Source organism: Novosphingobium sp. Chol11, assembly GCF_900218065.1.
GTDB lineage: Bacteria > Pseudomonadota > Alphaproteobacteria > Sphingomonadales > Sphingomonadaceae > Sphingobium > Sphingobium agri.
On sequence record NZ_OBMU01000002.1, the window covers coordinates 300986 to 326409 of the forward strand.

The 25424-nt window shown below is 63.3% G+C and carries 22 protein-coding genes; 14 read left to right on the forward strand and 8 right to left on the reverse strand.

The window, feature by feature from the left end; genetic code table 11:
* Positions 1-62: 62 nt before the first annotated feature.
* Positions 63-3668: a trifunctional transcriptional regulator/proline dehydrogenase/L-glutamate gamma-semialdehyde dehydrogenase gene (gene putA / locus NCHOL11_RS13995; protein ID WP_097093168.1), complete on the reverse strand. Its 3606-nt coding sequence runs from the start codon at positions 3666-3668 to the stop codon at positions 63-65.
* Between the two features lie 177 nt (positions 3669-3845).
* On the opposite strand from putA, the gene NCHOL11_RS14000 reads away from it, so the two are divergent.
* Entirely contained in the window at positions 3846-4829 is a 984-nt protein-coding gene (locus NCHOL11_RS14000; protein ID WP_097093169.1) for an alpha/beta hydrolase, read from the forward strand.
* A 121-nt stretch (positions 4830-4950) separates the two neighbouring features.
* Here the strand turns inward: NCHOL11_RS14000 and NCHOL11_RS14005 are convergent, their stop codons facing one another.
* Positions 4951-5997, reverse strand: a complete 1047-nt coding sequence (locus NCHOL11_RS14005; RefSeq protein WP_097093170.1) for a hypothetical protein — start codon at positions 5995-5997, stop codon at positions 4951-4953.
* Between the two features lie 343 nt (positions 5998-6340).
* Between NCHOL11_RS14005 and NCHOL11_RS14010 the strand changes: the two genes are divergently transcribed.
* The 12 genes from NCHOL11_RS14010 (at position 6341) to gdhA (ending at position 18385) form a co-directional block, all read left to right on the forward strand.
* A complete protein-coding gene (locus NCHOL11_RS14010; protein WP_097093171.1) occupies positions 6341-7615 on the forward strand; it encodes an MFS transporter in 1275 nt (424 codons plus the stop codon).
* Between the two features lie 197 nt (positions 7616-7812).
* Complete coding sequence (locus NCHOL11_RS14015) at positions 7813-9117, forward strand: NtaA/DmoA family FMN-dependent monooxygenase (protein WP_097093172.1); 1305 nt, start codon at positions 7813-7815, stop codon at positions 9115-9117.
* A 138-nt stretch (positions 9118-9255) separates the two neighbouring features.
* A complete protein-coding gene (locus NCHOL11_RS14020; RefSeq protein ID WP_097093173.1) occupies positions 9256-9882 on the forward strand; it encodes a response regulator transcription factor in 627 nt (208 codons plus the stop codon).
* 136 nt (positions 9883-10018) lie between these two features.
* Positions 10019-10624: a hypothetical protein gene (locus tag NCHOL11_RS14025; RefSeq protein ID WP_141397874.1), complete on the forward strand. Its 606-nt coding sequence runs from the start codon at positions 10019-10021 to the stop codon at positions 10622-10624.
* Positions 10625-10684: 60 nt separating this feature from the next.
* Positions 10685-11011, forward strand: coding sequence for a hypothetical protein (locus tag NCHOL11_RS14030; RefSeq protein ID WP_097093175.1), 327 nt, complete (start codon positions 10685-10687; stop codon positions 11009-11011).
* Positions 11008-12045 (forward strand): hypothetical protein, encoded by a 1038-nt coding sequence (locus tag NCHOL11_RS14035; RefSeq protein WP_097093176.1) that lies wholly within the window; start codon positions 11008-11010, stop codon positions 12043-12045. Before NCHOL11_RS14030 ends, NCHOL11_RS14035 begins: the two co-directional genes overlap by 4 nt.
* 149 nt (positions 12046-12194) lie before the next feature.
* Positions 12195-12752 carry a hypothetical protein gene (locus tag NCHOL11_RS14040; protein ID WP_141397875.1) on the forward strand — a complete coding sequence of 186 codons (558 nt, stop codon included), beginning with the start codon at positions 12195-12197 and terminating at the stop codon, positions 12750-12752.
* Positions 12753-12806: 54 nt separating this feature from the next.
* A complete protein-coding gene (locus NCHOL11_RS18235) occupies positions 12807-12980 on the forward strand; it encodes a hypothetical protein (RefSeq protein ID WP_217991090.1) in 174 nt (57 codons plus the stop codon).
* Positions 12981-13120: 140 nt separating this feature from the next.
* Positions 13121-13879, forward strand: coding sequence for a fimbria/pilus periplasmic chaperone (locus NCHOL11_RS14045; RefSeq protein ID WP_255254845.1), 759 nt, complete (start codon positions 13121-13123; stop codon positions 13877-13879).
* Positions 13880-13887: 8 nt separating this feature from the next.
* Entirely contained in the window at positions 13888-16374 is a 2487-nt protein-coding gene (locus NCHOL11_RS14050; RefSeq protein ID WP_097093178.1) for a pilus assembly protein PapC, read from the forward strand.
* Positions 16375-16598: 224 nt separating this feature from the next.
* Positions 16599-17009, forward strand: a complete 411-nt coding sequence (gene rnk, locus NCHOL11_RS14055; RefSeq protein WP_097093179.1) for a nucleoside diphosphate kinase regulator — start codon at positions 16599-16601, stop codon at positions 17007-17009.
* Between the two features lie 26 nt (positions 17010-17035).
* Complete coding sequence (gdhA, locus tag NCHOL11_RS14060; protein ID WP_217991091.1) at positions 17036-18385, forward strand: NADP-specific glutamate dehydrogenase; 1350 nt, start codon at positions 17036-17038, stop codon at positions 18383-18385.
* Positions 18386-18441: 56 nt separating this feature from the next.
* On the opposite strand, the gene NCHOL11_RS14065 is transcribed toward gdhA, so the two are convergent.
* The 5 genes from NCHOL11_RS14065 to NCHOL11_RS18240 all read right to left on the reverse strand — a co-directional run bounded on the left by NCHOL11_RS14065 (position 18442) and on the right by NCHOL11_RS18240 (position 23066).
* Positions 18442-19047 carry an Hsp20/alpha crystallin family protein gene (locus NCHOL11_RS14065; protein ID WP_097093181.1) on the reverse strand — a complete coding sequence of 202 codons (606 nt, stop codon included), beginning with the start codon at positions 19045-19047 and terminating at the stop codon, positions 18442-18444.
* Positions 19048-19157: 110 nt separating this feature from the next.
* Positions 19158-19532: a group III truncated hemoglobin gene (locus NCHOL11_RS14070; RefSeq protein WP_097093182.1), complete on the reverse strand. Its 375-nt coding sequence runs from the start codon at positions 19530-19532 to the stop codon at positions 19158-19160.
* Positions 19533-19559: 27 nt separating this feature from the next.
* Positions 19560-20741, reverse strand: a complete 1182-nt coding sequence (locus NCHOL11_RS14075; RefSeq protein ID WP_097093183.1) for a cytochrome P450 — start codon at positions 20739-20741, stop codon at positions 19560-19562.
* Between the two features lie 146 nt (positions 20742-20887).
* Positions 20888-22834 carry a flavin-containing monooxygenase gene (locus NCHOL11_RS14080; RefSeq protein ID WP_255254846.1) on the reverse strand — a complete coding sequence of 649 codons (1947 nt, stop codon included), beginning with the start codon at positions 22832-22834 and terminating at the stop codon, positions 20888-20890.
* Between the two features lie 88 nt (positions 22835-22922).
* Positions 22923-23066: a hypothetical protein gene (locus NCHOL11_RS18240; RefSeq protein ID WP_176502289.1), complete on the reverse strand. Its 144-nt coding sequence runs from the start codon at positions 23064-23066 to the stop codon at positions 22923-22925.
* Positions 23067-23258: 192 nt separating this feature from the next.
* Between NCHOL11_RS18240 and NCHOL11_RS14085 the strand changes: the two genes are divergently transcribed.
* The gene (locus tag NCHOL11_RS14085; RefSeq protein ID WP_097093185.1) at positions 23259-24005 is read left to right on the forward strand and encodes an SDR family oxidoreductase; all 747 of its coding nucleotides are present in this window, start codon (positions 23259-23261) and stop codon (positions 24003-24005) included.
* Positions 24006-24105: 100 nt separating this feature from the next.
* Here NCHOL11_RS14085 and NCHOL11_RS14090 read toward each other — a convergent pair whose 3' ends face one another.
* Complete coding sequence (locus tag NCHOL11_RS14090) at positions 24106-25401, reverse strand: family 1 glycosylhydrolase (protein ID WP_097093186.1); 1296 nt, start codon at positions 25399-25401, stop codon at positions 24106-24108.
* Positions 25402-25424 lie beyond the last annotated feature (23 nt).

Sequence of the window (25424 nt, forward strand, 5' to 3'; positions counted from 1 at the left end):
CATGATGCACAAATGCGATTATGGATAAGAGGCTGAAGGCAACGGCCAATCCCGCGCACACATCAGCCGATCATCATCAGACTGGCGTTTCCGCCAGCGGCAGTGGTGTTGATCGATATCGACACCTCTTCGAGCAACCAGTCGCAATGATAGGCGAGGGGCTGGTCCTGGTCGGCGGCATGGACCGGGATGATCGGCCCGGGCATGGCCGCGGCTTCGGCCACCGCCCGGGCGACCGTCATTCCGTCGCCTTCTACCAGCACGACGGAACAGGGGCCGTCCGCCCAAGCGGAAAAGGCGGCGGCGATATGGGGCGGCAGGTCGTCAGGCAGCGGCTCTTCGACCACGCCCCGGTTACCGGTCGCCAGCACCGCCGCCATCTGTTCGAACAAGCCATGCGGCGTCTGGGGCTTCATCCCTATCCGGCCACGGGGGTGAAGGCTGTAGAGGTTGCTTTCCCCCACCGGCCCGGGCAGCGCAAGCTTGGTTCCCAGCGCAGAGGCAGCGGCATAGTCGCGGGCTTTCGCCGCGCTGGCCCATTCACCCTTTGCTTCCAGCCATTCGGCGAAATCATGGATCGGCGAAGCGGCACCCCGTTCCCGGTGACGCAGGACGGGCGGCCGGACCACCAGCCTGCGAAGGTAGAGCGGCCCGCCCGCCTTTGGGCCTGTTCCCGACAACCCCCGCCCGCCGAACGGCTGGACGCCCACGATCGCGCCGATCATGTTGCGGTTCACATAGAGATTGCCCGCCTGAACGCGCGCCGTGACATGATCGATGGTCTCATCCAGTCGGGTGTGCAGGCCGAAGGTCAGGCCATAGCCAGTCGCATCGATCGCATCGATCAGCGCATCCAGCCGCTCGCGCCGGAACCGCACGACATGCAGGACGGGGCCGAAAACTTCCTGTTCAAGCTCTGCGATATCGCCGATTTCGATGATCGTCGGCGCGACGAAGCTGCCATGCGCCGCCTCGACAGGAAGGGCGAGTTGATCGATATGCGCGCCGCGCTCGCGCATCCTGGCGATGTGTTTTTCGATCCCGGCCTTGGCCTGCTCTGTGATCACCGGACCGATGTCGACCTTCAGCGCGTCGGGCCGGCCGACACGCATTTCACGCAGTGCGCCCTTCAGCATCAGCAGGATTCGATCCGCCACCTCTTCCTGCAGGCACAGCACACGAAGCGCGGAGCAGCGCTGGCCAGCACTGTCGAAGGCCGACACCAGCACATCCGCCACCACCTGTTCTGCAAGGGCGGATGAATCGACGATCATCGCATTCTGGCCGCCCGTTTCGGCAACCAGCGGGATAGGGCGTCCCGCAGGGGAAAGCCGCTTTGCAAGCTCGCCCTGTATCATCCGCGCGACAGCGGTCGAGCCGGTGAACATGACGCCTGCCGTGTCCGGCGCTGCCACAAGGGCGCTGCCCAACAGCCCATCGCCAGGGGTCAGCTGAAGGGCATGGGCCGGCACGCCCGCCTCGTGCAGCAGGCGCACGGCCTCAGCCGCTATCAAAGGCGTCTGGCCCGCCGGTTTGGCGAGCACCGGATTGCCCGCGACCAGAGCGGCGGCGACCTGCCCGGTGAAGATCGCCAGGGGGAAATTCCATGGACTGATGCAGATGATGGGCCCCAAGGGCTGCTGCTCGGCGCCGAAGCTGGTGCGTGCCTGCATTGCATAATAGCGCAGGAAATCGACCGCCTCGCGCACTTCCGCGATGGCGTTTGGAAGCGATTTTCCAGCCTCCCGGATCAGCAGGCCGAGCAGGATCGGCATGCGCGCCTGCATCGCGTCGGCTGCGCGCTCCAATATCGCTGCGCGCTCGTCCACGGGCTTGCTACCCCAGTTTGAGGAGGCAGCGTGGGCGACAAGGGCGGCGGCATCTTCCGCCGCCACTTCCATCACCGTGCCGACCCTGTCCCGATGATCGGCGGGATTGACGATCGCTCGCTCTTCGCCTGACCCGAAAGTCGGGGCCGCCGTCCAGCCGATCTCTGCGCTTTCACGAAGGGCCAGCGACAGGGCGGCGAGCGTTGTTTCGTCGCTCAAATCGAAACCCGCCGAATTGCGGCGATCGGGATAGATATGGGCAGGCAACGCTATCTGGTCATGCCTGACTCGTGGATGGGGCATGGCGCGGACCAGTTCGACTGGATCAGCGGTCAGATCTTCCAGCCGAACCGCCGGATCGCCGATGCGGTGGACGAAGGAGGAATTGGCGCCATTTTCAAGCAGGCGGCGGACAAGATAGGCAAGCAGCGTGTCATGCGTGCCCACGGGCGCATAAATGCGGCACGGCCGGTCAAGCTTGTCCTTGCCCACCACCTGCTCGTACAGCGGCTCGCCCATGCCATGCAGGCACTGGAACTCATATTGGCCGCTCCTGAAATCCGGCCCGGCGATGCGGTAGATGGTCGCGAGCGTCTGGGCGTTATGCGTCGCGAACTGCGGGAAAACTGCGTCAGGTGCCGCAAGCAGCTTTTGCGCGCAGGCGATATAGGCGACGTCGGTATGCACCTTGCGGGTATAGACCGGGAAGTCGGCAAGGCCGTCCACCTGTGCCCGCTTGATCTCCGCGTCCCAATAGGCGCCCTTTACCAGACGGACCATGATGCGGCGTCCGGAACGCCGGGCAAGGTCGATGATCCATTCGATCACGAACGGACAACGCTTGCCATAGGCCTGGATGACGAAGCCCAGGCCGTCCCATCCGGCAAGGTCGCGATCGGTCGCCAGGCTTTCGAGAAGGTCGAGCGAAAGTTCGAGCCGGTCCATTTCCTCGGCATCGATATTAAGGCCGATGTCATAGCTTTTGGCGAGCAGGGCCAGCTGCCTTACCCGGGGCAGCAGTTCGCCCATGACCCGTTCCGCCTGCGCACGGACATAGCGCGGATGAAGCGCGGACAGCTTGATCGAAATGCCGGGCCCTTCATAGATGCCGCGCCCACCGGCCGCCTTTCCGATCGCGTGGATGGCGCGTTCATAGTCGGCATGATAGCGGTCGGCATCCGCAGCGGTCGCCGCTGCCTCGCCCAGCATGTCATAGCTGTAGCGAAAGCCTTTCGCTTCCAGGTTGCGCGCCCGCTTCAAGGCTTGGGAGATCGTCTCTCCGGTGACGAACTGTTCGCCCATCATCCGCATGGCGAGATCGACGCCGCGGCGGATCACCGGCTCCCCGGCGCGCGCCACCAGACGCGTCAGCGCGGCGCCAAGCCCACGGTCATCGACGCTGCCGACCAGCTTGCCCGTGACGACCAGCCCCCATGTGGCCGCATTGACGAACAACGACTTGCCGCCGCCCACATGGGCGCTCCAGTCGCCGCCAGCCAGCTTGTCGCGGATCAGCGCGTCCCGGGTCGCGTCGTCAGGGATACGCAGCAATGCCTCGGCAAGGCACATCAGCGCGACGCCCTCTTCGCGGGACAGCGAATATTCCTGGATCAGCGCTTCCACGCCGCTGCCGCTGCGGTTGGCGCGGAGCGTCGTCACCAGCTGGCGGGCGATTTGTCTGATCGCTTCCCGGTCCGGCCCATCCAAAGTTGCGGTCTCCAGCAGCGGCGCCACGCATGCCGCTTCATCGCGGCGATAGGCGGCCGTGATCGCCTGCCGAAGCGGGCTTTGCGATCGGATCGGGGGCGCGAAGGCGTGGAAGACGGCGTGATGGGGCATGGCCAGCAAATTATCCAAAGATCTTAGGCGTCATATAGGGATAGAACGCCCTGAATTCCGACTTCCCGCAACGCAAAATGTACAGCAAGTGAGCTAGTCCCGCTTTGCGCATGCGAGCGCGAGCGTGTAGTTACCGGCGTCCGGGCAAGAAACTGCTGCCCTAGGGAGGAGAGGCCAATGGCTGAGTGGCGGCATCATTGGGCCGATATCAATGGCCTCACCATGCATTATGTCGAGCAGGGTCAGGGGCCGCTGGTGGTGCTGGCGCACGGATTTCCGCACAGCTGGTTCAGCTGGCGGCACCAGATCGCAGCCATCGCCGCCGCAGGATATCGCGTCGTCGCCTTCGATCTGCGCGGCATGGGGCAGACAAGCGCCCCGATCGAAGTGGAAGCCTATGACGTTCAGCATACGATGGGCGATCTCGTCGGCTTGCTCGACCATCTAGGCGAGGAACGGGCCGTGTTTGCTGGCCTCGATTTCGGGCTCTTCGCCATTTACGACATGGCCTATCACTGGCCCCAACGCATGCGCGCCATCATCGGGCTGGGCAATCCGGCCTGGCCTCATGACCGGGACCGCTCGCCGCTGACCGCCGCCCGCGACGTGGCGAAAAAGCATTTCTATCATATCGACTATTTCACGCGGCAGCCGGGCGTTGCCAAAGCCGCGCTTGATGCAGAACCGCGCGCGTTTCTGAAGCGGGTCTTTTACGCGCTCTCCGGCGATTATCATTATGTCGACGTTTGGAAGCACCCGCCCGGCACATCCTATCTCGATGCCCTGCCCGAACCACCGCCATTGCCATGGCCGTGGCTGAGCGAGTTGGAGCTTGAGTTCTTCGTGAGCGACTATGCCCGATCCGGATTTCTGGGCGGGCTGAACTGGTATCGGGCCATGGACCTGCGCTGGGCCTATCGCCGCCAGTTCGAGAACATGCCCAACCCCGTGCCCTTCTATTTCCTGACAAGCGAGAATGACACGGACATGGAAGCTTTCCATGGTGACGATCCATTGGCGAAGTTGCCAAGCCAATATGCCGACCTGCGCCGCGTCGAGATCCTGCCCAAAGCTGGACATATGCTCCAGATGGAGCGCGCGGCCGAAGTCAGCGCCCGCATGGTGGAGTTCCTGGCCGACATCGGCAGGTCGGAAGGCTGATGCCTGGGAGGGCATAGGCTTCAGGCGGAGCGGGTGTCATGTTGACTTTGAGCTAGGCCAATGAAAAGGCCTGCAGCGTGAGTTGCGGGCCTTGTTGCTGGTTCTTCGCTGCCCTTGATTCCTATTCAGCCGCCAGGCCATATTCCGGCGGCATGATCGTGGGCAGGCCGGGATCGAAATGGGCGGTCAGCAACTGGATGAACTCCCCGTCATGCAGCGGATCCGTCGGCATCTTGAACGGAACGCCGCGAGCGCGCAGTTCCGACAGGAAGATGCCGAACACCCGCTCATGCGACAAGTCATCGCTATGATCGAGCACCAGCGACATTTCATCTAGGTCCATGAAAATATCCGCTCCCCAATGGACCAGGAACCGGACTTCGTCGGCGGGCAACTGCTGGATGACTTTGCCATCGGTCTTGATCTGCCAGTCGCTGGATGACGGATCGGCCGCGATGACGGAGTCGATCGCCAGACCCTCGGGCCTGCGCAGGTCTTCCGGGCCGCAGGAGTTGGCGCCGTGATACATGACCTCGTTCTCGACGACGGCGGCGCGCCCCCACATCGGCGCATAAAGCTGCTTGGGCTGGCCCTGAGGACCATCGGGCCAGTAAGTGAAGCCCCCGCCGATCTGCCCCTTATAATACCAGGTTAGAACCTGCGCCTTCTTGATCTGCCACTCGCGGAACAGGCCCGACTTGGTCATCAGCCCGACGAGCCAGGACGGAGAATTCTGGATGGTGATGCCGCGAAAGTCGGCGCCATCGACGTGAGGCGTGCCGCCCGAACTAGAAGGACCCTGAATGTTGCAGAGCATCAGGTTCGGCGTCGCATATTTGGCGTTCCAATAGCCACGCACCAGTTCAAGGAACCTGGAATTGAGGAAGCAATCCTCGATTTCCGGGTAGAGGCTGGCATGGCCGCGTCCCAGGGTCGCCCGGAACACCGGGCTCAGGAACATGTCCCATGTGGGCACAAAGCCTTCGGGAAGGCTTCCGGACGTCGTGGCGATCACTTCTTCGGGGGAAGAAAACTCCTGCGACAGGATCGTCTTCCACGGTCCTTTGTCGCGCATGACGTTGAAAAGCCTTTGGCGCTGATCTTCGCTGAAGGCGGCTTCTACTAACTGCGGTTCTGCGACGGGCCGCAGAAATGCGTTATTGTTCATGGCTATTTCCTCACAGCCCGAAGGCTTCCTCTAACTGGCGCACCAGATGGCGGCGCTGCGGATCACCACGCCACGAAAGGGTGCATTTTAGCGAGCACGCCCCGAAGGCATAAATTCCGCGCCGGCAAAGTGTGGACAAAGTTCAACGATTGTCAATCCCGTGCTGCAAAGGTCATGTCCTGGCCGAGAGTGAAAAAGAGGGGCTTGACTAAAGGTTGACGTGGACCAACAATTCCGCGGGCTTCGGGAAAGCAGTGCGCGAGTTGAGTGAAGCGAGTGCCGTCTTCCGGAAAATGTTGGAACGGCCGCGGGATGCCCGCCGGTCGGATAAGGCGGTTACTGCATGATGGAACATGTGCGTGCGGATGCATTTGATACGGGAACGGCGCGACTGAGACGCGGCATGCTGGTTCGCGCCATGCTTGCGCAGAATACCGGCACCGGCTGCGCCTTTGGCGGGTTGGCCATAACCGTTCTCGCGCTGCAGGATCGGTATGGCGCATCTTTGGGCATGGCGGCGATGGCGCTCTCCCTTGCCGTTCTTTCCATGACTGCGTTCGGCCCGCTGATCGCCGGTGCCATCGCCCGCTGGGGTCTGCGCCGGATCATGCCGGCAGGAGTGCTGCTCTCCCTCATCGGATATATCTCCCTTGCCTATGCGCCGAGCATGCTGTTCGCCCTCGCGGCCTGTGGTCTTCTGATCGGACCGGGCGCGGCCTTGTTTGCCGCCCTTCCGCCAGCTGTACTGGCGGGCGGCTGGTATCCCGAAGCGCGTGGCAAGGTGATGGGCATCACCTATCTGCCCCTGTTTACGACAGTCATTCCGGTGGTGGGCGTCAGCATCGTCCAGACTTATGGGCTGAAGGTCTTCTTTCTCTCGCTCGCCGCCCTGCACCTGCTGTTGCTGCCCTTGATGCTGGGCGTGGTCGATCCGTCGATGGAGGCGCTGGACGATCAAGGGCCTGCCGAAAGCCCGGGCTTGGGTTCTCGCCATATCGTCATCCTTGGCGGCGCGATGTTCTGGATGATCGCGGTGGCAGACGGCATCCTGAACGGCACCGCTATTACCGGGGGCGCGCACATTTTGCCAATCGTCACGGAATATAAGGCGTCGATGGAGGCAGGAGCCGTGCTGCTCGCCGTTTCCGGCGCGTCCAGCATCATGGGTTCCCTGTTTTCCGGCTATGCCTGCGACCGCATCGGTGCTGCCAATACGCTGGGTCTGGCCGGAGTAGGCTTCGCCATCGCCTGGGTCCTGCTGGCGATTACCGGATGGATGCCTGCCCTGGTTGTTTCTTCGTTCCTCATAGGTCTGTGCGGTGCATCGGTGTTCCCGCCGCTCAACGCGCTGGTGGTGCAGATCTATGGGGCCGAGGCGCTGCCGAAAGTGCTCGGCCTGCTGGGCGTCATGACGCTTCCCTTCACCTTCCTCATGTCTCCCGCCGCTGGTTGGCTGCGCGACTATGCGGGCAATTATGAACCCGTCTTCATCGCAGTGGTGATAGCCAGCGGCGCAGCGGCCGCCATATTCTTCGGCATCAGCAGATATCTTGCGCGCAACGGTGGATCAGTGAGCGACATACCGGAAGCCGTCCTGTCGCCCGTCAACCCGACCTGAATTCTTCCAGCCATCCGGAACATTTCAGGCTGCCGGTCGACCGCTCGGCGCGCGCTTGATAAATGTTGAACAACGCCAACGATTGAGAATTTTGAGGAGCGGTAAAGCGCTAGTCATACGGCCTTGGCGGACCCGCCCTTCAGAAGATTGGAGGGAGAAAGTCGGATTGAGATAATCGCAAGAGAGGTTTTCCGGAGATGGCCCACAAGAAATTCCACCTCGGCTATTTCACCAAGTTCGGCGCCACCTCCTGGCCCGGCGACGGCACGGAGTTCGGTTCGCAATGGGCGGACGGGTCTTACCATAAAGAGCTGGCCCGGATGCTGGAGGCCGCGAAGTTCGACTTCATTTTCTTCGAGGACACGACGATCGTGGGCGACCGCTATGGCGGATCCATGGAGCTGGATCTCAAGAACGCCACCCTGGCGCCCAAGCTCGACCCGTTGCCGCTCCTGCCCCTGATGGCGCAGGATACGTCGCACATCGGCCTGATCGCGACCGCCTCCACGACTTTCTACCCGCCCTATCTGCTCGCTCGGCTGCTCTCCACCATTGATAGCCTGACGAAGGGGCGGGCAGGCTGGAACATGGTGACGTCGAGCGAGAAGAATGCCGCCCTGAACTTCGGCCTGGAAAAGCTGCTTCCGCCGAGCGAACGCTACGACATCGCCGATGAGTTCGTCGAACTGTGCAAGAAGCTGTGGGACAGCTGGGAAGAAGGCGCGCTGGTCGCGAACAGTGAAACCGGTGTCTATGTGGATCATACAAAGGTCCACACCGTCAACTTCGAGGGCAAGCATTTCCGCTCACGCGGCCCGCTGAACACGCTGCGATCGCCGCAGGGCTATCCTGTCCTGGCGCAGGCGGGCGCGTCCGATCGCGGGCGGGATTTTTCGTCCAAAAATGCCGAGGTCGTGCTTGGCATGATGACGGGCGGCGTCAAGGGCATGAAGGCCTATCGCGATGACATCCGGAACCGCGCCGAAAAGCAGGGCCGCAACCCCGACGACATCAAGGTCTTCTTCCTGACGCCGCTCAACATCCTCCCCGAAAATGGCGAAGTCCGCGAAATGACGGAGGCGGACAAGCAGGCCGCGTTCGAGCATAATATCGTCATGGCGTCGTCGTCGCTCGACATCGACTTCTCGCAATATGATCTCGACGCGCCCGTGCCGCAGGACATTGTCGCTGGCGGCCATACCAGCGCGCTTGAACATATGAAGAAGGCCGGGCGGGAGGAGGGCAAGTCCCTGCGCGACCTCTTCTCTACGGGGAAAGGCGGCAGCAATGCGCGCTTCAGGGGCACGGCGCAGCAGGTCGCGGACCAGCTGATGGCGGTGATGGACGAAGTGGGCGGCGACGGCATCCTGATCGAAGGATCGGGCTACAACCACCAGCTTCCAGCCCTGCTCGATGGCGTCATTCCCGCACTCCAGAAGGCGGGTGCCGTCCGCACCGAATATGAGGGCACGACCCTGCGCGAGATCCTGCGGGAATTTTAGTCTCGCGGCGGACTGGCCTTCGTTCAGCCAACAGCGGCCTGTTGCGACTGGCCGCTCGCCTCTTGCAAGACCATATTGTGCGTCTAAGGAACGGGATGATAATGCATTGAACTGAAAAAACACGATAAAGAGGTCGCAATGACGCGCATATTGGTGGCAGAGGATGATCCGCTGACATTAAGCGGCATCGGTATGCTGCTGGACAAGACCAACTTCGAAGTGGTCGCCACTGTGAACACCGGCACGGCGGCGCTCGACGCACTGCCCAAGGCGCGGCCGGACATGCTGATCCTCGACAACAGCATGCCCGAGCGCACCGGCCTCGACGTGTTGCGGACGCTGCGTCATCGCGGCGACAATCGCCCGGTCGTCCTGCTGACCGGCGGCATCAACGACCAGGCGACGAAGGAGGCCATGCAACTGGGCGTGGACGGCATCGTCATCAAATCGACCGCGCCCCGTGACCTTCTGACATGCCTGGAAACCGTGGCGCAGGGGCGGCGCTGGCTCGACCAGGAAGTCATGCAGCGGGCCATGCAACTGGCGATGTCGCCGGACGCGCCGCGCGATCCCTTCGCGGTGCTGAGCGGGCGCGAGCGGGCCGTGGCCTCGCTCGCCCAGCGGGGCCTGCGCAACAAGGAAATCGCCGACGAACTGGGCCTGACCGAAGGGACGGTTAAGGTCCATCTGCACAAGGTTTTCGAAAAGCTCGGGCTGCGCGGCCGGACCGAACTTATCCTGCTCGGCCAGGACCGCGAGGACTGACATTATACCCAAAGAGATAGGCGCTTTCATCCGAAGGTAAGCGCGCTTCTCGCCACGGGTTGAATGGCCGTCCCGTGGCACAGCGGGCATTTGCCGATCATGGCAGCGGTCGTGGACCGCGCATGATGGGCGAATGATGACGCGGTTTCTGATCCTCTGCATGGCGATGGTGGCGGCGCTCGGCTTTGCCGGCCAGCCCGCGCATGCGCAGGTGACCGCCTATGCCGCGGGTCAGGGATCGGTGAACAGCATCACCGTTGGCGTCGACGTGCGCGCTTCCGTGCGCGGCCGTTGCGGCTTCGCGACCGGCGGCGCGCCTTCGGGCAGCATCGACCAGGCGGATTTCGACCAGACCGGCTTCACCAGGGATTTCGCGATCCAGCTCAATTGCAGCGGCGCGTCGCGCATCGCCATCTCGTCGGCGAATGGCGGCATGGCGGGGTCCGCGACGGGCGGACAGGGCTATGCCGCCAAGGCGCCCTATCAGGTCGCGCTGCGCATGGTGGCGGATAATGGGACCAGCGCTTCTGCCTCCTGCGATGCTTCGGCGCTGGCTTCGGGCGGCGCTTGCAGCTTTGCCGGGGTGGCTGGCGAGACCAAGGGGCTGCGCCTTGCGGGCGCGTCGACGAAGGCGAACGGCTCCTATCTCCGCGTCAGCGCCCCTGCCTATTCCGGGGCCGACACGCTGGTCGCGGGCCGCTACAGCGACACATTGTCCATCACGGTTAGCGTTTCTCCTTAAAATGCTGATAAGTAGTTAGAATGAGTGATCTTTCACGATTGGAGAGCATTGTCATGATCGATGACGCGGACAATCTCCCCTCCGGCCAGCAGCCAGACAGTCAAGCGCCCGCTCGCCTGGATGGCGGCGATCCTGTTCCTCACGCCGGTTCAGGCGCAGGCAGGGGCGCAATTCGACGTGGTCGGTCATGTCGCGCCGCGATGCTGGGTTTCGAACGCGGCCCTGCAGCCGCAACCCGCCACGCAGGGAAGCGCGATCTGCAATCAGGCGCGTCCCGCCCTGCAATCGCGCGTTCGCGTCCTGGAGACTGCCGGAACAGCACAGCCGCTGGGCCCGCAGCTGTCAGCCCGCACCGCGTTGGAGATCATCGTCTCGCCGCAACTGTGATCGGCTGGAAAGCCGGGCTGATTATCGCCGCCCTGTCCGGCGCGATCCTGACGGCGGTCCCCGCAAAGGCGCAGACGCAAATATCCTCCGTCTGCGGCGTCACCGGCAATGCCACCGCGCCTGCCAGCATCACCTATGACCCTTTCTCCCCCACCGGCCTTTCCGAAGTCACCATCCCGCTGATCCTGCGGCGCAACCGTGGTCTGCTCACCGGCCGCACGAATGAGGTCAGCCTGGTCCTTACCGCGCCATCGGGCACGCCGCCGCTGGAAGTCACCTATCGCGGTTATCGCGTCCTCTATCCCGAAGGATCGACCGCCGGGCGTCCCCGCTCGCTCGATTCGAAGGATGGCGGCGCGGGCGCAGCGGGAGAGATCCGCTACGACTTCGGCGGTCTCTTCTCCTCGGATCTGTCGGCCGCGCTAAACCTGCGCGTGTCGGTGCCGCCGGGCACGGACCTGTCCGCTGGCGATCCGATCATCCTCGACATGCTCTACATCTGTTCGGGGGAAGGCGGGATGCTGAGCGTGCCGGTGCCCACGCGGGAAACGGGGTCGATCAGGATCAACGTCAACACCGTCAGCGCGCTCCAGGCCTATTATGCAGGCGCGGCGCTCGACTTCGGCGAAATCGGCGATGTGACGACCGCGCAGGTCCAGGCTGCGCCGGACCGTTACACCACATCATCGGCCAATGCGCTCAAGGTCCGCAGTTCGGGCGCCTATGAAGTGCAGGTGCGATCGCAAAATGATTTCCGCCTCACCTTCCCCGGCGGCAATCTGGGCGATGCCGCGCAGACGATCCGCTACAGCGCCCGCTTCCTGGGGCAGGAGGTCACGTCCAACGCATCCTTCGGCACGCGCACCTGCGCCCGCGCGGGCGTCGGCGGCGAAGCGGGCACGCTCCCCTTGCGCGCCACGCTGAAGGAAGGCGGCGCAGCCAAGACGCCCGCCACCAACTATGCCGACATCATCAGCATCACCTTCACCCCCATCGTGTCCGCCGCATCGGCGACCAACTGCGCGGGGCTCTAGGGTCCTCCCGCTATATCGTCCGGTATAGCGGCTTATCTCCTGAAGTTAGGGCGTTTTTCGCTGGCCGCTGAATGGGTTGGCCGCGTGAATGGCCGTATCTCCAATCTCGTCGGGGCGATCGCAACCCCAATCATTTTGGAGATATGAAGATGAAGAAGCTGCTTGTTTCCGCCCTGATGTTCGGTTCGGTCGCCACTGCCGCTCCGGCTTTCGCGCAGGCCAGCGGTTCGGTTGATGTCAGCGGCACCGTCGCGGCAAAATGCTCTGCCGTGACGCCGATCAGCGGCAGCATCACGCTGGGCGAACTTGCCAAGGCCGACGGCACCGTCGATCCCGCCTTCGCTGGCAATACGGGCGGGCTCAGCCGCACCTTCACCATCAAGTGCAACGGCGCCAACCCCAAGCTGACCGTGGAAGCCAAGCCGCTGGTGAACGCTGCGGCGACCAACTCGCCCAACGGCTACACCAACACTGTCCACTACACCGCAACGGTCGTCGCAACCGGTGCCAAGGGCGGCAGCGCCACCGTGGCTGATCAGTCGCTCAGCTCCGGCGCGACATCGGGCCAGGTCGGCGATCGTCTGGCGGCGGTTTCGAACAATCTCTCGCTCACCGTCGGCAGCGGCCTGACGGCGGACTCCACCGCGATCCTCGACGCTGGCACCTATGCGGGCAAGGTCGAAATCACGGTTGCTCCGGCCGCCTGATCCAGGACTTCGGGCAGGCCTGATCACCGGGCCTGCCTGATCTAGCTCAGGGGCATGGACTTGAAAGATCCTCTCGCACTGGCGACGGAACTCCGGATTAGGGCAGCGGATGCCCCGGCGGAGCAACGTGCCGATCTCCTGTTCCTTGCGGCTGAATATGAGCGGATGGCCGACATGGCTCCGCTTTCGCCGGATGGGGAGCAGGTGAGGGTCCGCCTGCCCCAATGATGCTCCAGTGCAACAGTGCATCCTTTCCGGATGAACATCTGGGCAATTCAGGCTTTTTCTGTCTTGGCGGCGGCGGCTCATAAGTTCATCACCTTGCCAGCCGCACCGGTGAACCGGCCCAAGCTGTTAGGAACAAGCCCTTGAAGTTTCAGCCTAGATCCTTCGTCACTGCGCTCCTGGCCTGCGTGGCGGCAGCCGGACTTGCCCCGGCGGCGGATGCGATGACGGTCCAGCCGGTGGTCATCGATCTCACCACCTCCGGCCGCAGCATGAGCCAGGTCGTGACGGTCGAAAACAGCTTCGACAAGCCGCTACCGGTGGAACTGCGCATCGAAACGCTGGACCTGACCGCCGATAGCGCGAAGCCGACCGGCAAGGATAGCGGCGAACTCGCCGTCTTCCCTCCGCAGGCGTTGATTCAGCCCGGCCAGCGTCAGAATTTCCGCGTCCAATATGTGGGTGATCCTGCCCTCGCGCGCAGCAAACATTATTTCGTGACCGTCGCGCAGCTTCCGGTGCAGACCAGCGACACCCAATCCAACATCCAGCTGCTCTATAATTTCCAGGTGCTGGTCAGCATCTCGCCTGATGGTGCAAAGCCCGCTCTGTCGATCGCGTCGGCCGAAATCGGGAAGAATGCGGAAGGTGCGCCTGCCCCTGTCATCACCGTGTCGAACACCTCCGTCGTGCATGGCTATCTGTCGCGCGGCCGGGTCCGCGTTGTCCAGTTCGGCCCCGATGGCAAGGAAGTGCTGCGCAAGCAGCTGACCGGGCCAGAGCTTCAGCAGACGATCGGCTATGGCGTGATCGGCGGCGGACAGACGCGCCGGGTGACGCTGCCCGTCACGCTTCCACAGCCCAGCGGCAGGGTCGAGGCGCAGTTCACGCCCGACAGCTGAGGCTACTCTTGTCCGTAAAGCCGACTGCCGCCGCCGGGGCGCTGCTGCTCGCCGCCTGCCTCATCCCGCCTGGCGCGCGCGCGCAGACTGGCACGGCCTTGCCCGCGCCGGTGTTGATCGATCCCGATGCGAACGCAACTGGCATAAACCCGACCGGCAAGCCCGTCATTCTCACCGCGCCGGTGATGGACGGGCAAGCCTATCTCGGCGATGCGACCGTCACCTTGGACCCCGGCGGGCGGGCAAGCTTTTCCGCCGAACGCCTGCTGACGCTGCTCGAAACGCGCATCGCCGCGCCCCTGGTGGCGCGCCTGCGCACCCGGTTTGGCGAGCGCGGCCAGCTGGACGGCGCGGACCTGCGCGGCGTCGGCGTCACCATCCGCTATGATTCGCAAGCGCTGCAAGTCACGCTGGATATCGCCGCGCCCAGCCGGGCGGCGCGTTCGCTCGATCTTGGCGATGCTAACAGGCGCGGTCCTGTCACCTATGCCCCTCCCGCCGATGTCAGCGCCTATCTCAACATCCGGGGGTCGTTCGACTGGGTCCAGCAGGGTTCGGACGAGGGCCTTGCCGCGCCCATCACCTATCTCGACGGCGCCATCCGTGCCGGTGGCGTGGTGCTGGAAAGCGAGGCGAACTGGCAGGCGGGCGTCGCCGGGCCGGACCTGCAAAGGCGGGGCACCCGGCTCGTCTATGACGACCGGCGCAACCTTGTCCGCTGGGCCGGAGGCGATCTTCAGACGCTCGCACGCGGCTTTCAGTCCGCGCCCGAAATTGCTGGCCTGTCCGTCTCGCGCTTCTATTCACTGCTCGATCCGCAAACCATCATCCGCCCGCGCGGCAGCCGCAGCTTCCAGCTTGAGCGCCGCTCGGTTGTCGAGGTGCGCGTCAACGACCAGCTTGTCCGCCGGATGGAACTTGACCCCGGCACCTTCGACCTGCGCGATTTTCCGTTCACCCAGGGGTCCAATGACGTCAAGCTGACCATCACTGATGATGCCGGGCGCAAGGAGACGGTGGATTTCAGCATTTTCCTCGACCAGGCGCAGCTTGCCAAGGGGCTTAGCGAGTTCGGCTTCTACGCGGGCGTCCGGTCGCCGCTTGGACGGCGCGGGCCAATTTACACTAACGATCTGGCGTTCAGCGGCTTCTACCGGCGCGGCGTCAGCGACCGGCTGACGCTCGGCGCCAATGCCCAGGCCGATGGCCGTGGCTGGATGGGCGGCGTCGAGTCGGTCGTCGCCACCTCCATCGGCACCTTCGGCAGCTTCGCGTCCGCGTCCCATGTGGAGGGTTCGGGATCAGGCTGGGCGTCCATCCTGACCTTCCAGCGCACGATCAGCCGCAGCAGCGACCGCGCTGACGCCCTGTCGCTTTCGCTGGAGGCGCGCAGCCGGAAATTCGCGCCGATTGGCACCATCACGCCCTTCAACCCCTACAGCTATATCGCGGGGGCAAGCTATAATAGCGGCATAACCGAATCCCTCTACGCCGGGCTCGACGCCCGCTATTCGCGCGGCCGCGACGGAGAGCCCGACGCGGGCAGCGTGCGCGTCACCGGCGGATGGCGGATTTCTCCCGCGCTCAACTTCACCGCCGATGTCGGCTATGAACGGGCGGGCCGCAAAAACCGTCTCGCGGCCTTCCTCTCGCTGACCTATCGCCTCGACCGCTCGTCCAGCCTGCGCACCGACTATGACAGCCGCAACAACCGCAGCCGCCTCAGCTACCAGAGCTATAGCGGCTCGGGCACCGGAGCCTATAATCTCAGCGCCGACGTCGAACGCAGCGATATCGGCGCAGGGGTAAGCGCCAGCGGCGTCTATTATGCCAACCGCGCCGAACTCGGCTTCAGCCACTTCGGCACGTTCGATCGTGACCTCAGCGGATCGACCGGCCAGCGCACTTCCCTCCGCTTCGGCACGGCGCTGGCGCTGGCGGATGGCGCTTTCTCCATCGGCCGTCCCATCCAGGACGCCTTCGCCATCGTCCGCGCCCACCCTTCGCTCAAAGGGGCGGACATCTTCATCGACGAAAGCGGCGACAGCTACACCGCCCGCACTGGCCGCCTGGGCACCGCGATCCAGCCCAGCCTCAGCAGCTATAGCGAGCGCAACGTGCTGACAACCGCGCCCGACGCACCGCTCGGCCTCGACCTTGGCGAAGGCTCCTTCCGCCTCCTGCCGCCCTATCGCGGCGGCTACAAACTCACGGTCGGCTCCGATTATATGGTGAGCGTCGTCGGCCGCCTGATCGGCGCCGATGGCCAGCCGCTTTCCCTTGTCGCGGGCCAGGCAGTCGAGGCAGCGCATCCGGACCGCGAGCCCATCCCGCTCTTCACCAACGCCGCTGGCCGCTTTGGCGCGACCGGCCTCGCGTCCGGCCGCTGGACCATCGTCATGGCCGACGCCGACAAGACCAGCTACGACCTCGTCATTCCGGCAGGCGCCACCGCAACCGTTACCGCCGGGGATCTGCGCCCCAAGGAACAATAGGCCCCGCCCATGCCGCCGCCCGGTTTGACTCGGGGCATTGCGCCATGCAATGAACCCATCATGCATTCACGCAGTGATCATGTGCGTTTTCGCTACCAGGGGGGTCAGCTTCTCGCGGGCATCTAGCCCCGGGTTACGGCGCGTCATGCCCCGGGCCCGGGGCAAATCGGTAGATTGCAGCACGCCGGACAGGTGTGCGCCCAGTCCTTTCGAAAGCCAGCGCCATGACCAGATCCTTGAGCCGGGGAAACCCGCCAGTTTATTTCATCGATTCCGAAGCCGACAGCCTCACCAACCTGGCTCTGGGCGTCGCCAACAGCATGCCCGACGTCAGCGACCTGCTGCTGAGCGAAATTACCCGCGCGAAGGTTCAGGCGCCCTCGCGCATAGCACCCGATGTCGTCACCATGCATTCGACTGTCGAATTTGTTGACGAAGCGAGCGGCGCTGATCGCACGGTGCAGATCGTCTACCCTGCCCAGGCAGATATCAGCGCTGGCCGCATTTCCATCCTCACCCCCATCGCCGCCGGGCTGATCGGCCTGCGCGAGGGGCAATCCATCAACTGGCCCGACCGCGACGGCCGCACCCGGACCCTAACGGTCGTCAAGGTGACGCAGCCCACCCGCATCTGATGCATCCACAAAAAGGAGAGAAGACATTGCCCCGTATCGACGAGAAACTCCTGCCGATATTCGAAGACGTGTTGAGGCGGAATGCCGGTGAAACCGAATTCCACCAGGCTGTCGAAGAAGTGCTGGAAAGCCTGGGGCTCGTCGTCGCCAAGCATCCTCAATATATGAACAACGCCCTCATCGAGCGCATCTGCGAGCCGGAACGTCAGATCATCTTCCGCGTGCCCTGGGTCGATGACAAGGGGCAGACCCACATCAACCGCGGTTTCCGCGTGCAGTTCAACTCGGCGCTCGGCCCCTATAAGGGCGGCCTGCGTTTCCACCCATCGGTCAATGTCGGCATCATCAAGTTCCTTGGCTTTGAACAGACCTTCAAGAACGCGCTGACCGGCCTTCCGATCGGCGGCGGCAAGGGTGGATCGGACTTCAATCCGCGCGACCGCTCGGATGGCGAAATCATGCGCTTCTGCCAGTCCTTCATGACCGAACTATACCGGCATCTTGGCGAATATACCGACGTTCCGGCCGGGGACATCGGCGTCGGTGCGCGAGAGATCGGCTATCTCTTCGGCCAGTATAAGCGCCTCACCAACCGCTATGAAGCGGGCGTGCTCACCGGCAAGGGCCTGATCTACGGCGGTTCCCGCGCGCGCACCGAAGCGACCGGCTATGGCGCCGTCTATTTCGTGGACCAGATGCTAAAGACCCGTGGCGAAAGCCTGGAAGGCAAGCGGGCGGTGGTGTCAGGCTCCGGCAATGTCGCCATCTTCGCAATCGAGAAGATCAAGGAATTCGGAGGCAAGGCGGTCGCCTGTTCGGACTCCTCCGGCTACATCGTCGACGACGAAGGCATCGACCTCGACTTGCTCAAGGAAATCAAGCTCGTTCGCCGCGAACGCATTTCCGAATATGCGCGGTTGAAGGGGGCAGGCGCCTATTTTGTCGAGCAAGGCGTCGTATGGGACGTTCCGTGCGAAGTCGCCCTCCCGTCCGCGACGCAGAATGAACTCAATGGAAATGATGCCGCGACCCTGATCCGCAACGGCGTCGTCGCCGTAGGAGAGGGCGCGAACATGCCCTGCACCCCCGAAGCTGTCCGCCTGTTCCAGAATGCGAACATATTGTTCGGCCCTGCAAAGGCGGCCAACGCGGGCGGCGTCGCCACGTCCGCGCTGGAAATGCAGCAGAACGCGTCTCGCGACAGCTGGACCTTCGAGGAAACCGAGGCCCGCCTCGCCGCGATCATGCGGCGCATCCATGACAGCTGCGCCGAGACCGCCGAAGAATATGGCGCGCCCGGCAATTACGTCCTCGGCGCGAACATCACCGGCTTCGTCCGCGTCGCCGAAGCGATGGAAGCGATGGGCGTTATCTAGGGACAGCGCGGGCTTTCGCCGGTCCAGGCGCGCATGCGTCGGACCGGCGAAAGGCGTCAATGCGGCTGGCCGGAGCCTTCACCGCCCTGCTGTCCTTGTGAAGCAGCGCCAGCTCCACCGCCGGGATCGCCGCTGCGTCTCCCCAGCACCTGGCCGCCCTGTCCATTACCGATCTGTCCATTGCCGATCTGGCCATTGCCGATCTGGATACGGCGGCTGCGCTCCTGACTGCCCTGCCTTGGCAGGCTGATCTTGAGCACGCCATTGTTGAAATCGGCATGGACCTGATCGGGATCTGGCTGGAACGGCAGCTGGATCGATCGGGAGAAGGCGCCATAGGAGCGTTCCAGGACATGTGCCTGCTTGTCCTCATGCTCCCGCCGCTTCTCTCCGCTGATGATCAGCATCTCGCCCTCCAGCCGAAGATCCACATCCTCCTGGGCGACGCCGGGAAGTTCGGCGGTGATCTCCAGCTTGTCCCCCGCCTCATGCACGTCGATGCGCGGCATGCCCATCATCGTGCCATGTCCGCCGGGGCTGCTGCCCATGGCTCGGAAGCTGTCATCGAACAGCCGGTTCACCTCGCGATGCAGGTCGAGAAAGGGGTCGCCGCGGTTCAACAGGCCGCGACCACCAAAAGGTGTCATGAAATGCGAAGCCATCGAAAGACCTCCTGTCCAGAGAATCAAGGCCCTGACGACGGAGCGGCCCGCCGCAGGGACCGCGCCAAAAACGATTGGAAAACAGGCTGGTTCCGCCGCAGCGCGCCGCTTCAGGATTTCCGTTCGCGGTAAAATTGCACGCCCAATTGCAGGCTTTCGGCGATCCGATCGGCCTTCTCCTGAAAGGCGGCCGCCGCTTCCGGCGCAAGCATGTCGCCGCTCGTTTGCCGCCACAGCGCCAGCCAGCGGCTGAAATTATCCGCTGTCATATGCGGTTCGTGCTGGACATGCGCGACCATGGGCTGCCCCTTGTACCGGCCGGTGCCCAGCATCACCGATGACCAGAATGCCTTCAGCTTCTCCAGATGCAGCGGCCAGTCGTCGATCGCCTGATCGAATATCGGGCCAAGCACCGGGTCGGCACGCACCCGATCGTAAAAGGCCGGGACGAGGCGGCCAATATCCTCCTCACTTATCTGGCTCATCTATCGGCAACCGGCAACGGCATGTCCTCAGTCACAGGAAATGGCGGCATTGCGCAGCTCATAGCCCGTGACGAGGGGATTCCACGTCAGCATCGGCGCGCGATCCAGCTTCAGGCCCGGCACCTGCAACAGCTGTTCCAGAAATATGCAGCTTTCCTGAAGCGCGACCTGGGCGCCGGGGCAGCGATGTTCTCCATCGCCGAAGGACAGGCCCGCATTGCCATATTTGGCGCTGACTTCCCGGCCCGGCACCAGTTCGCAAGGCCGCTCGCCAAAGGCCGCCATATCCGTGTTCGCCGCGCGAACATCGACGGCAACGGCCGCGCCCGGAGGGGCATCGGCCCCCGTCTCTTCGGCGGGGACGCGGCGATAGAGATAGCCGACCACCGGCTCCAGCCGCAGCAATTCCTCCAGCAAGGCGATCTTGCCTTTCTCATCGGCGGCGAGGAAGGCGGTCTTGACCTCCTCCCGCTCCAGCATGTGCCACGCGGCCATCACGATGAACTCGCGCGTGGTCGCCATGCCCGCCGCGCCATAGACCAGGCATTCGGTCAATATCTCCCGGCCATTATAGCCCTCGTCGATCAGGTGGGAAATGACATCGTCCCGCCGCTGCTTGCGCCGGGCGCGGATCGCCGGGGCGACATCATGATAGTAGAAGGACAGGACCCGATATTGGGCCTGCACGAATTTGATCAGCGCCGTGACCTTGTTCGGGTGGGCTCGAAAATCGCCGGTGAAGAACACGTCCAGCCTGCGGGCGAGCCCCTTGGGATCGCTGTCGGTCAGGCCGACGATATGGCTCGCGACCGCGACGGCCAGCTCCAGGCTGAGCTGGTCGAGGAAGCCGGTCTTTTCCTTTTTGAAACGGGATATGAGCTGGTCGCTGAGTTCGACCATCAGTTCGCGATAATGGGTCGTGACGATGCGCGGGGTGAAGAACCGCGCCGTGGCGCTGCGCTGCACACGATGGGCTTCGCCTTCCAGGAACAGGATGGGCTGGCGCGTAGCGCTGCCGATCCGGCCGACCTGTTCGGCCAGGAAACCCGCCTGCCGCACATTCTGGTTGCGCAGGATGGCGCGCGCTTGGGCAAAATTGCCCGTGCGCACATCGGGGTCTACGGTCCCACCCGCACTCGACGCGGCGGCGGACTTGCGATCATCGCCCTCGCGATGAAAAGGACAGGCGCCTGAAAGACGAGCCTCCATCAGCTTCGACCCCTCATATGTGCACGACGGGCTTCTAACTTAGGAGCACCCCGGTGCCGGTCAAGGCCGCGCCTGTCCTGATCTTCAATGCGGGAAGGTGGGGAAGCGTCTGGCCGCCAGGCAGCCCGGCGCCTCCCACTTCATGATCAGTTGAACTTATAATCTTCCAGAACGGGCTTTTGCAGCTCGTTCCACATGTCGACGAGGCGGAACGGCCAGGGACCGACCGGGCGGCCCTTGCTGTTCTGATAATAGCTCTTCGACTTGGGGTGGGTCCAGATCATGTGTTTCATCTGGTCGTCGATCCGCTTGTTGTGGCGAAGGAAGGCTTCCTCCGTCACTTCAACCGTGCGCGCGCCACGGGCGATCATCTCATCGAGGCATTCGATCAGATAATGGACCTGCGACTCGCTGACGATGTTGAGGCCGCCTGCGTGGTTCGGGCCGATATTGGGGCCGGTCGACAGGAAGTAGTTGGGATAGCCGGGGATGGTCGTGCCCATATAGGCGCGTTCTTCCTCGTCTGCCCAGTCCACCGCGATATCGTGACCGTCGCGGCCCTTGATCTCCAGATCCTGCACCAGCGACGACGCGTTGAAGCCGGTCGCGCAGATGATGATGTCCAGTTCGTAGACCTTGCCGTCATTCGTGCGGATGCCGTTGGGCAGGATTTCCGCGATGCCCGCCGTTTCCAGCGTCGTGTGCGGCTGCACCAGCGCATCGTACCAGCCCGCGTCCATCACCACGCGCTTGGAAAATATCGGGAAATCGGGCGTCAGCTTCTCGATCAGGTCCGGGCGGCCCGCCAGCTTGTGATGCATGTGCGACAAGGCATATTGGCGCATGCCTTCGTTGAGCGCCGACACCGCGATGCCGTCTTCGGGGTAGGACGGGTCCTTCACCACATTGGGGTAGAGGCCATCGGCCGCGAACCAGAACACCCGGAAACGGAACCATTCCTTGTAATAGGGGATGTGCCGCATCGCCCACTTCACGGGCTCGGGCACTTCCGCCTTCACTTCGGGATTGTTGATCATCCAGTGCTTGGTGCGCATGAAGACGACCAGTTCGTCGACTTCCTTGACGATCGTGGACACGATCTGCGCGGAGCTGGCGCCGGTGCCGATGACGGCGACCTTCTTGCCCTTGAGGTCGATATTCTCGTCATAGTCGGCCGAGTGGGTGATGATGCCCTGGAAGCTTTCGATGCCCTTGATGTCGGGCAGCACCCAGCGGTCGGTGGTGCCGAACGCGTTGAACACGGCATTGGCCTTGATGACTTCGCGCTTGCCGCTGTTCAGGTCTTCGACCGTGACGTTCCACACGGCTTCGTCCTGATCGAAGACCAGGCTGTGCACCATGGTCTTGAAGCGGATGTTGCGGCGGACGTCATATTTGTCGGCCACGGCGCGGAAATATTCGCGCATGTCCGCGCCATGGGGGTGGTAGTGGTTCCACTCCGGGCTGATTTCGAAGGAATAGGAATAGAAGTGGCTGGGCGTATCCACGCCGACGCCCGGATAGCGGTTCTTCCACCAGGTGCCGCCGACTTCTTCATTCTTCTCGATGATCACATGCTCGTAACCGGCACGCTCCAGCTCGATCCCGGCGAGGATGCCGGTCAGGCCCGCGCCGATCACCAGCACCTTGAATCCAGCCGGGGGAGGGGTGCGCTCCGACAGTTCCTTGCGCACGGGGCTGCGGTGGAATCCGCCCTGTTCCATGACCATGGGAACGAACTCGTCAGTCACCGGCTCGCCGACGCCGACGCTCATCATCTTCTGCATCAGTTCGATCGGCGGATCTTCCGACTTCGCCGCGCCCGGCGTCGTCAGCACATGGACCAGCTTTTCATGCAGGTCGTCGATGCAGTCCTGCGGCATCACATAGTCGGGATTGGTGTAGGGCGGGTGAATGTGGACCTTGAAGGTTTCCAGCATCGATTCATCATGCGTCAGGTGCACATAGACCATCAGCAGCGTCTGGAGATTGGCCGCCTTCAGCGCCTCCCGCAGTTCCGGACCGTCTGCGAGGGGAAGGGGGCGGCTGCCACTGTCAAGCATGTTCGGCAAAGTCGTCGTTCTCATATCCATATGTCTCTCCATGAGAGCTGCGGGTCTTCCGGGGACGCGGGGGCCGTGCTGCCCTGCCGTTATCGCGCCGTCATCTCCACATTCTCGCTCAACCGTCCTTCAGTTCGCTGACGAACAGGACGCGCACGTCCGGTTCGGGCATTTGCGAATCGGGCTCGACATGCTTGCCGCCATGCGCCAGGACGCATTCGGCCAGCGCGTCGGGCTCCTTGGCGGTAAAGCCAGCGATCATTCCCGTTCGCAGGAAGCAGGCCTATCCAAAAAGTTGATCATCGTCAACGATTTGAATCGGTGGCTTCACCTGTTTCCAGTGCCCGCATATCCTTGTTGATCAAGGGCGCAACTGCGTCCACCTTCGCCGCCAGCTTTTCCGCCAGGCGGACGAGCCACGGATCAGAACAGTTAGCCGAACGGAGAAAAGGGCATGCAAAGGTTCAAGGATAAGGCCATCGTCATCACCGGCGGTTCCAGCGGCATCGGCCTCGCGGCGGCGCAGCGGATCATGGAGGAAGGCGGATCGGTCCTGATCACCGGATCGAACAGCGAAAGGCTGGAAAGCGCCGCCGCCGCGCTTCCCGGCGTGCATGTCCTGCAGAATGACGCCGCCCGGCCCGAAGCCGCCGAGGCCTTGGCGCAGGAAGCCGCCCGGCTGTTCGGCCAGGTCGATGGCCTTTTCCTGAACGCAGGCGTCGGCGCGGGCGCGCCGCTCGGCCATATCAGCGCGGACCTCTACCGCAACCTCATGGACCTCAACGTCGGTGGCCCCGTCTTCGGCACCCAGGCGATGGCGCCGCTGATCCGCGACGGCGGCTCTATCCTGATCACGGCCTCGGTCGCCAAGGACAAGGGGCTGCCGGCAAGCGCCCTCTATGCCGCCACCAAAGGCGCTGTCCGCTCGCTGGCCCGCGGCTTCGCCCAGGAACTCGCCCCGCGCCGCATTCGCGTGAACACCTTGAGCCCCGGGCCGATCGCCACCGACTTTTTCAACCGCCTCGGCCTGCCCCCGGAACATCTGGGCGCCATCGAACAGCAGATGGCGGGCAACAACCCCCTCGGCCGCCTTGGAACCGCGCAAGAGGCGGCGGCTGTCGCCCTGTTCCTGCTCTCGGATGAAGCAAGCTATGTGACGGGTTCTGACTATTTCGTCGACGGCGGCGAAGCGCAGATCTAGCCGCTCTCCCTTGCCCGGGGGCCGTCAGCAGCCTGGCTCCCGGGCCAATTCGCGTGCCTGCGCCTGACGATCAAGGGCTAGCCCGCGAACCGCCGTTCCATCACTCGCCATCCTGTACTGCCGGGCTTGCCGACGGCGACCTGATCATATGCTTGGCCCGCGCACGCTGCTCGACCGCATAGGCGCGCTCGGCATCGCTCGGCATCACCAGCGGCACCGCCAGGCACATGCTCTGCGTCGGCAGCACGTCGCGCCACTGCTGGATCAGCCGCTTGTACGCCTTGCCCACCGGCCGGATCTTGCGGTCGAGATCGAACAGGCCGAGCGGATTGACGTTGCCATTCTTCTCACGAAGCGCGCTGTCCCAATCCACCTGATCCGTCAGCGAATACCAGGTAAATCCGACGATCGGCACGCCGTCATTACGCACCCTCAGCACATTGGCCCATTGTTTCCACATCCAATCGACCGCTTCCGTGCCCAGCGGACCTTCGGACAGGTTGGTTTCGGTGTGCATCACCGGCAAATGATAGCGCTGATGATATTGGCGCGTGATCTCGCTATAGCCGAAAATCTCTCCCGACGCCCGCGTGGCCCCGTCCGCCGCGACGCGATGCTCGTTGGTTACATAATAGTCGTTACCCATGATGCAGTGCTGCTTCAGGCGATTGTCGAGGAAGAAATGATATTCCTCCCGCGTCATCCCGTGATCCATCAGATATTCGTACATCTCCGAATCCACGCGCCGCCCGTAATTCAGGTCCAGCGAAAGGAAGCGCTGCGAATTCATGATTTCCGCGGGCTTGATGGCGGACGGAGATTCCGCGTGAAAATATTCCGAAGACTCGCTCTGGATGAAGATCGCGTCGGGCCGCACTTCCAATATCTGCCGCATCGCCATCACATTGGCGCGCACGATGTGCTTCAGCGCCGTGACGAACGCCACGTCGCTGCTCAGCTGCTCGTTCCACCAGCCATAGCGCGCTGAAAAGGTGGCGCAGATAAACATTTCATTGACCGGCGTATAAAGCTGAACCCAGGGAAAGCGCTCCGCAAAGGCGCGGGCATAGACGCCGAACAGGTCGCAAAAATCCGGGTTCTGGAAATTGCCGATCCAATCGGGGACGCCGAAATGGCACAGGTCGACGATCGGCACGATGTTGAGCCGCTTCAGCTCGGCAAATGTCTCGTCGGCAAAATCCCAGTCGTAACGGCCGGGCCCCATCCACGTCCGGTGGATCGGCGGGCCATAGCGGAGGTAGCCGATCTCCATTTCCTGCACGAGCGCGAAGTCCTCGCGCCATCGCTCATAATGGTGGCAACTCTCCATCTCGTCGACGCGCACCCGGCCATTGTCGATGGTGGGCACACTATTCTCGACACCCGTCGCGAACATGAAATTGGCGATCGGCTCTCTCC

What these genes read in the sequence shown, in the direction of transcription:
- putA (WP_097093168.1), bottom strand. Translation starts at nt 3,668, where the DNA reads ATGCCCCATCACGCCGTCTTCCACGCCTTCGCGCCCCCGATCCGATCG.
- NCHOL11_RS14000 (WP_097093169.1), top strand. Translation starts at nt 3,846, where the DNA reads ATGGCTGAGTGGCGGCATCATTGGGCCGATATCAATGGCCTCACCATG.
- NCHOL11_RS14005 (WP_097093170.1), bottom strand. Translation starts at nt 5,997, where the DNA reads ATGAACAATAACGCATTTCTGCGGCCCGTCGCAGAACCGCAGTTAGTA.
- NCHOL11_RS14010 (WP_097093171.1), top strand. Translation starts at nt 6,341, where the DNA reads ATGATGGAACATGTGCGTGCGGATGCATTTGATACGGGAACGGCGCGA.
- NCHOL11_RS14015 (WP_097093172.1), top strand. Translation starts at nt 7,813, where the DNA reads ATGGCCCACAAGAAATTCCACCTCGGCTATTTCACCAAGTTCGGCGCC.
- NCHOL11_RS14020 (WP_097093173.1), top strand. Translation starts at nt 9,256, where the DNA reads ATGACGCGCATATTGGTGGCAGAGGATGATCCGCTGACATTAAGCGGC.
- NCHOL11_RS14025 (WP_141397874.1), top strand. Translation starts at nt 10,019, where the DNA reads ATGACGCGGTTTCTGATCCTCTGCATGGCGATGGTGGCGGCGCTCGGC.
- NCHOL11_RS14030 (WP_097093175.1), top strand. Translation starts at nt 10,685, where the DNA reads ATGACGCGGACAATCTCCCCTCCGGCCAGCAGCCAGACAGTCAAGCGC.
- NCHOL11_RS14040 (WP_141397875.1), top strand. Translation starts at nt 12,195, where the DNA reads ATGAAGAAGCTGCTTGTTTCCGCCCTGATGTTCGGTTCGGTCGCCACT.
- NCHOL11_RS18235 (WP_217991090.1), top strand. Translation starts at nt 12,807, where the DNA reads ATGGACTTGAAAGATCCTCTCGCACTGGCGACGGAACTCCGGATTAGG.
- rnk (WP_097093179.1), top strand. Translation starts at nt 16,599, where the DNA reads ATGACCAGATCCTTGAGCCGGGGAAACCCGCCAGTTTATTTCATCGAT.
- NCHOL11_RS14065 (WP_097093181.1), bottom strand. Translation starts at nt 19,047, where the DNA reads ATGGCTTCGCATTTCATGACACCTTTTGGTGGTCGCGGCCTGTTGAAC.
- NCHOL11_RS14070 (WP_097093182.1), bottom strand. Translation starts at nt 19,532, where the DNA reads ATGAGCCAGATAAGTGAGGAGGATATTGGCCGCCTCGTCCCGGCCTTT.
- NCHOL11_RS14075 (WP_097093183.1), bottom strand. Translation starts at nt 20,741, where the DNA reads ATGGAGGCTCGTCTTTCAGGCGCCTGTCCTTTTCATCGCGAGGGCGAT.
- NCHOL11_RS14080 (WP_255254846.1), bottom strand. Translation starts at nt 22,834, where the DNA reads ATGGATATGAGAACGACGACTTTGCCGAACATGCTTGACAGTGGCAGC.
- NCHOL11_RS18240 (WP_176502289.1), bottom strand. Translation starts at nt 23,066, where the DNA reads ATGATCGCTGGCTTTACCGCCAAGGAGCCCGACGCGCTGGCCGAATGC.
- NCHOL11_RS14085 (WP_097093185.1), top strand. Translation starts at nt 23,259, where the DNA reads ATGCAAAGGTTCAAGGATAAGGCCATCGTCATCACCGGCGGTTCCAGC.
- NCHOL11_RS14090 (WP_097093186.1), bottom strand. Translation starts at nt 25,401, where the DNA reads ATGTTCGCGACGGGTGTCGAGAATAGTGTGCCCACCATCGACAATGGC.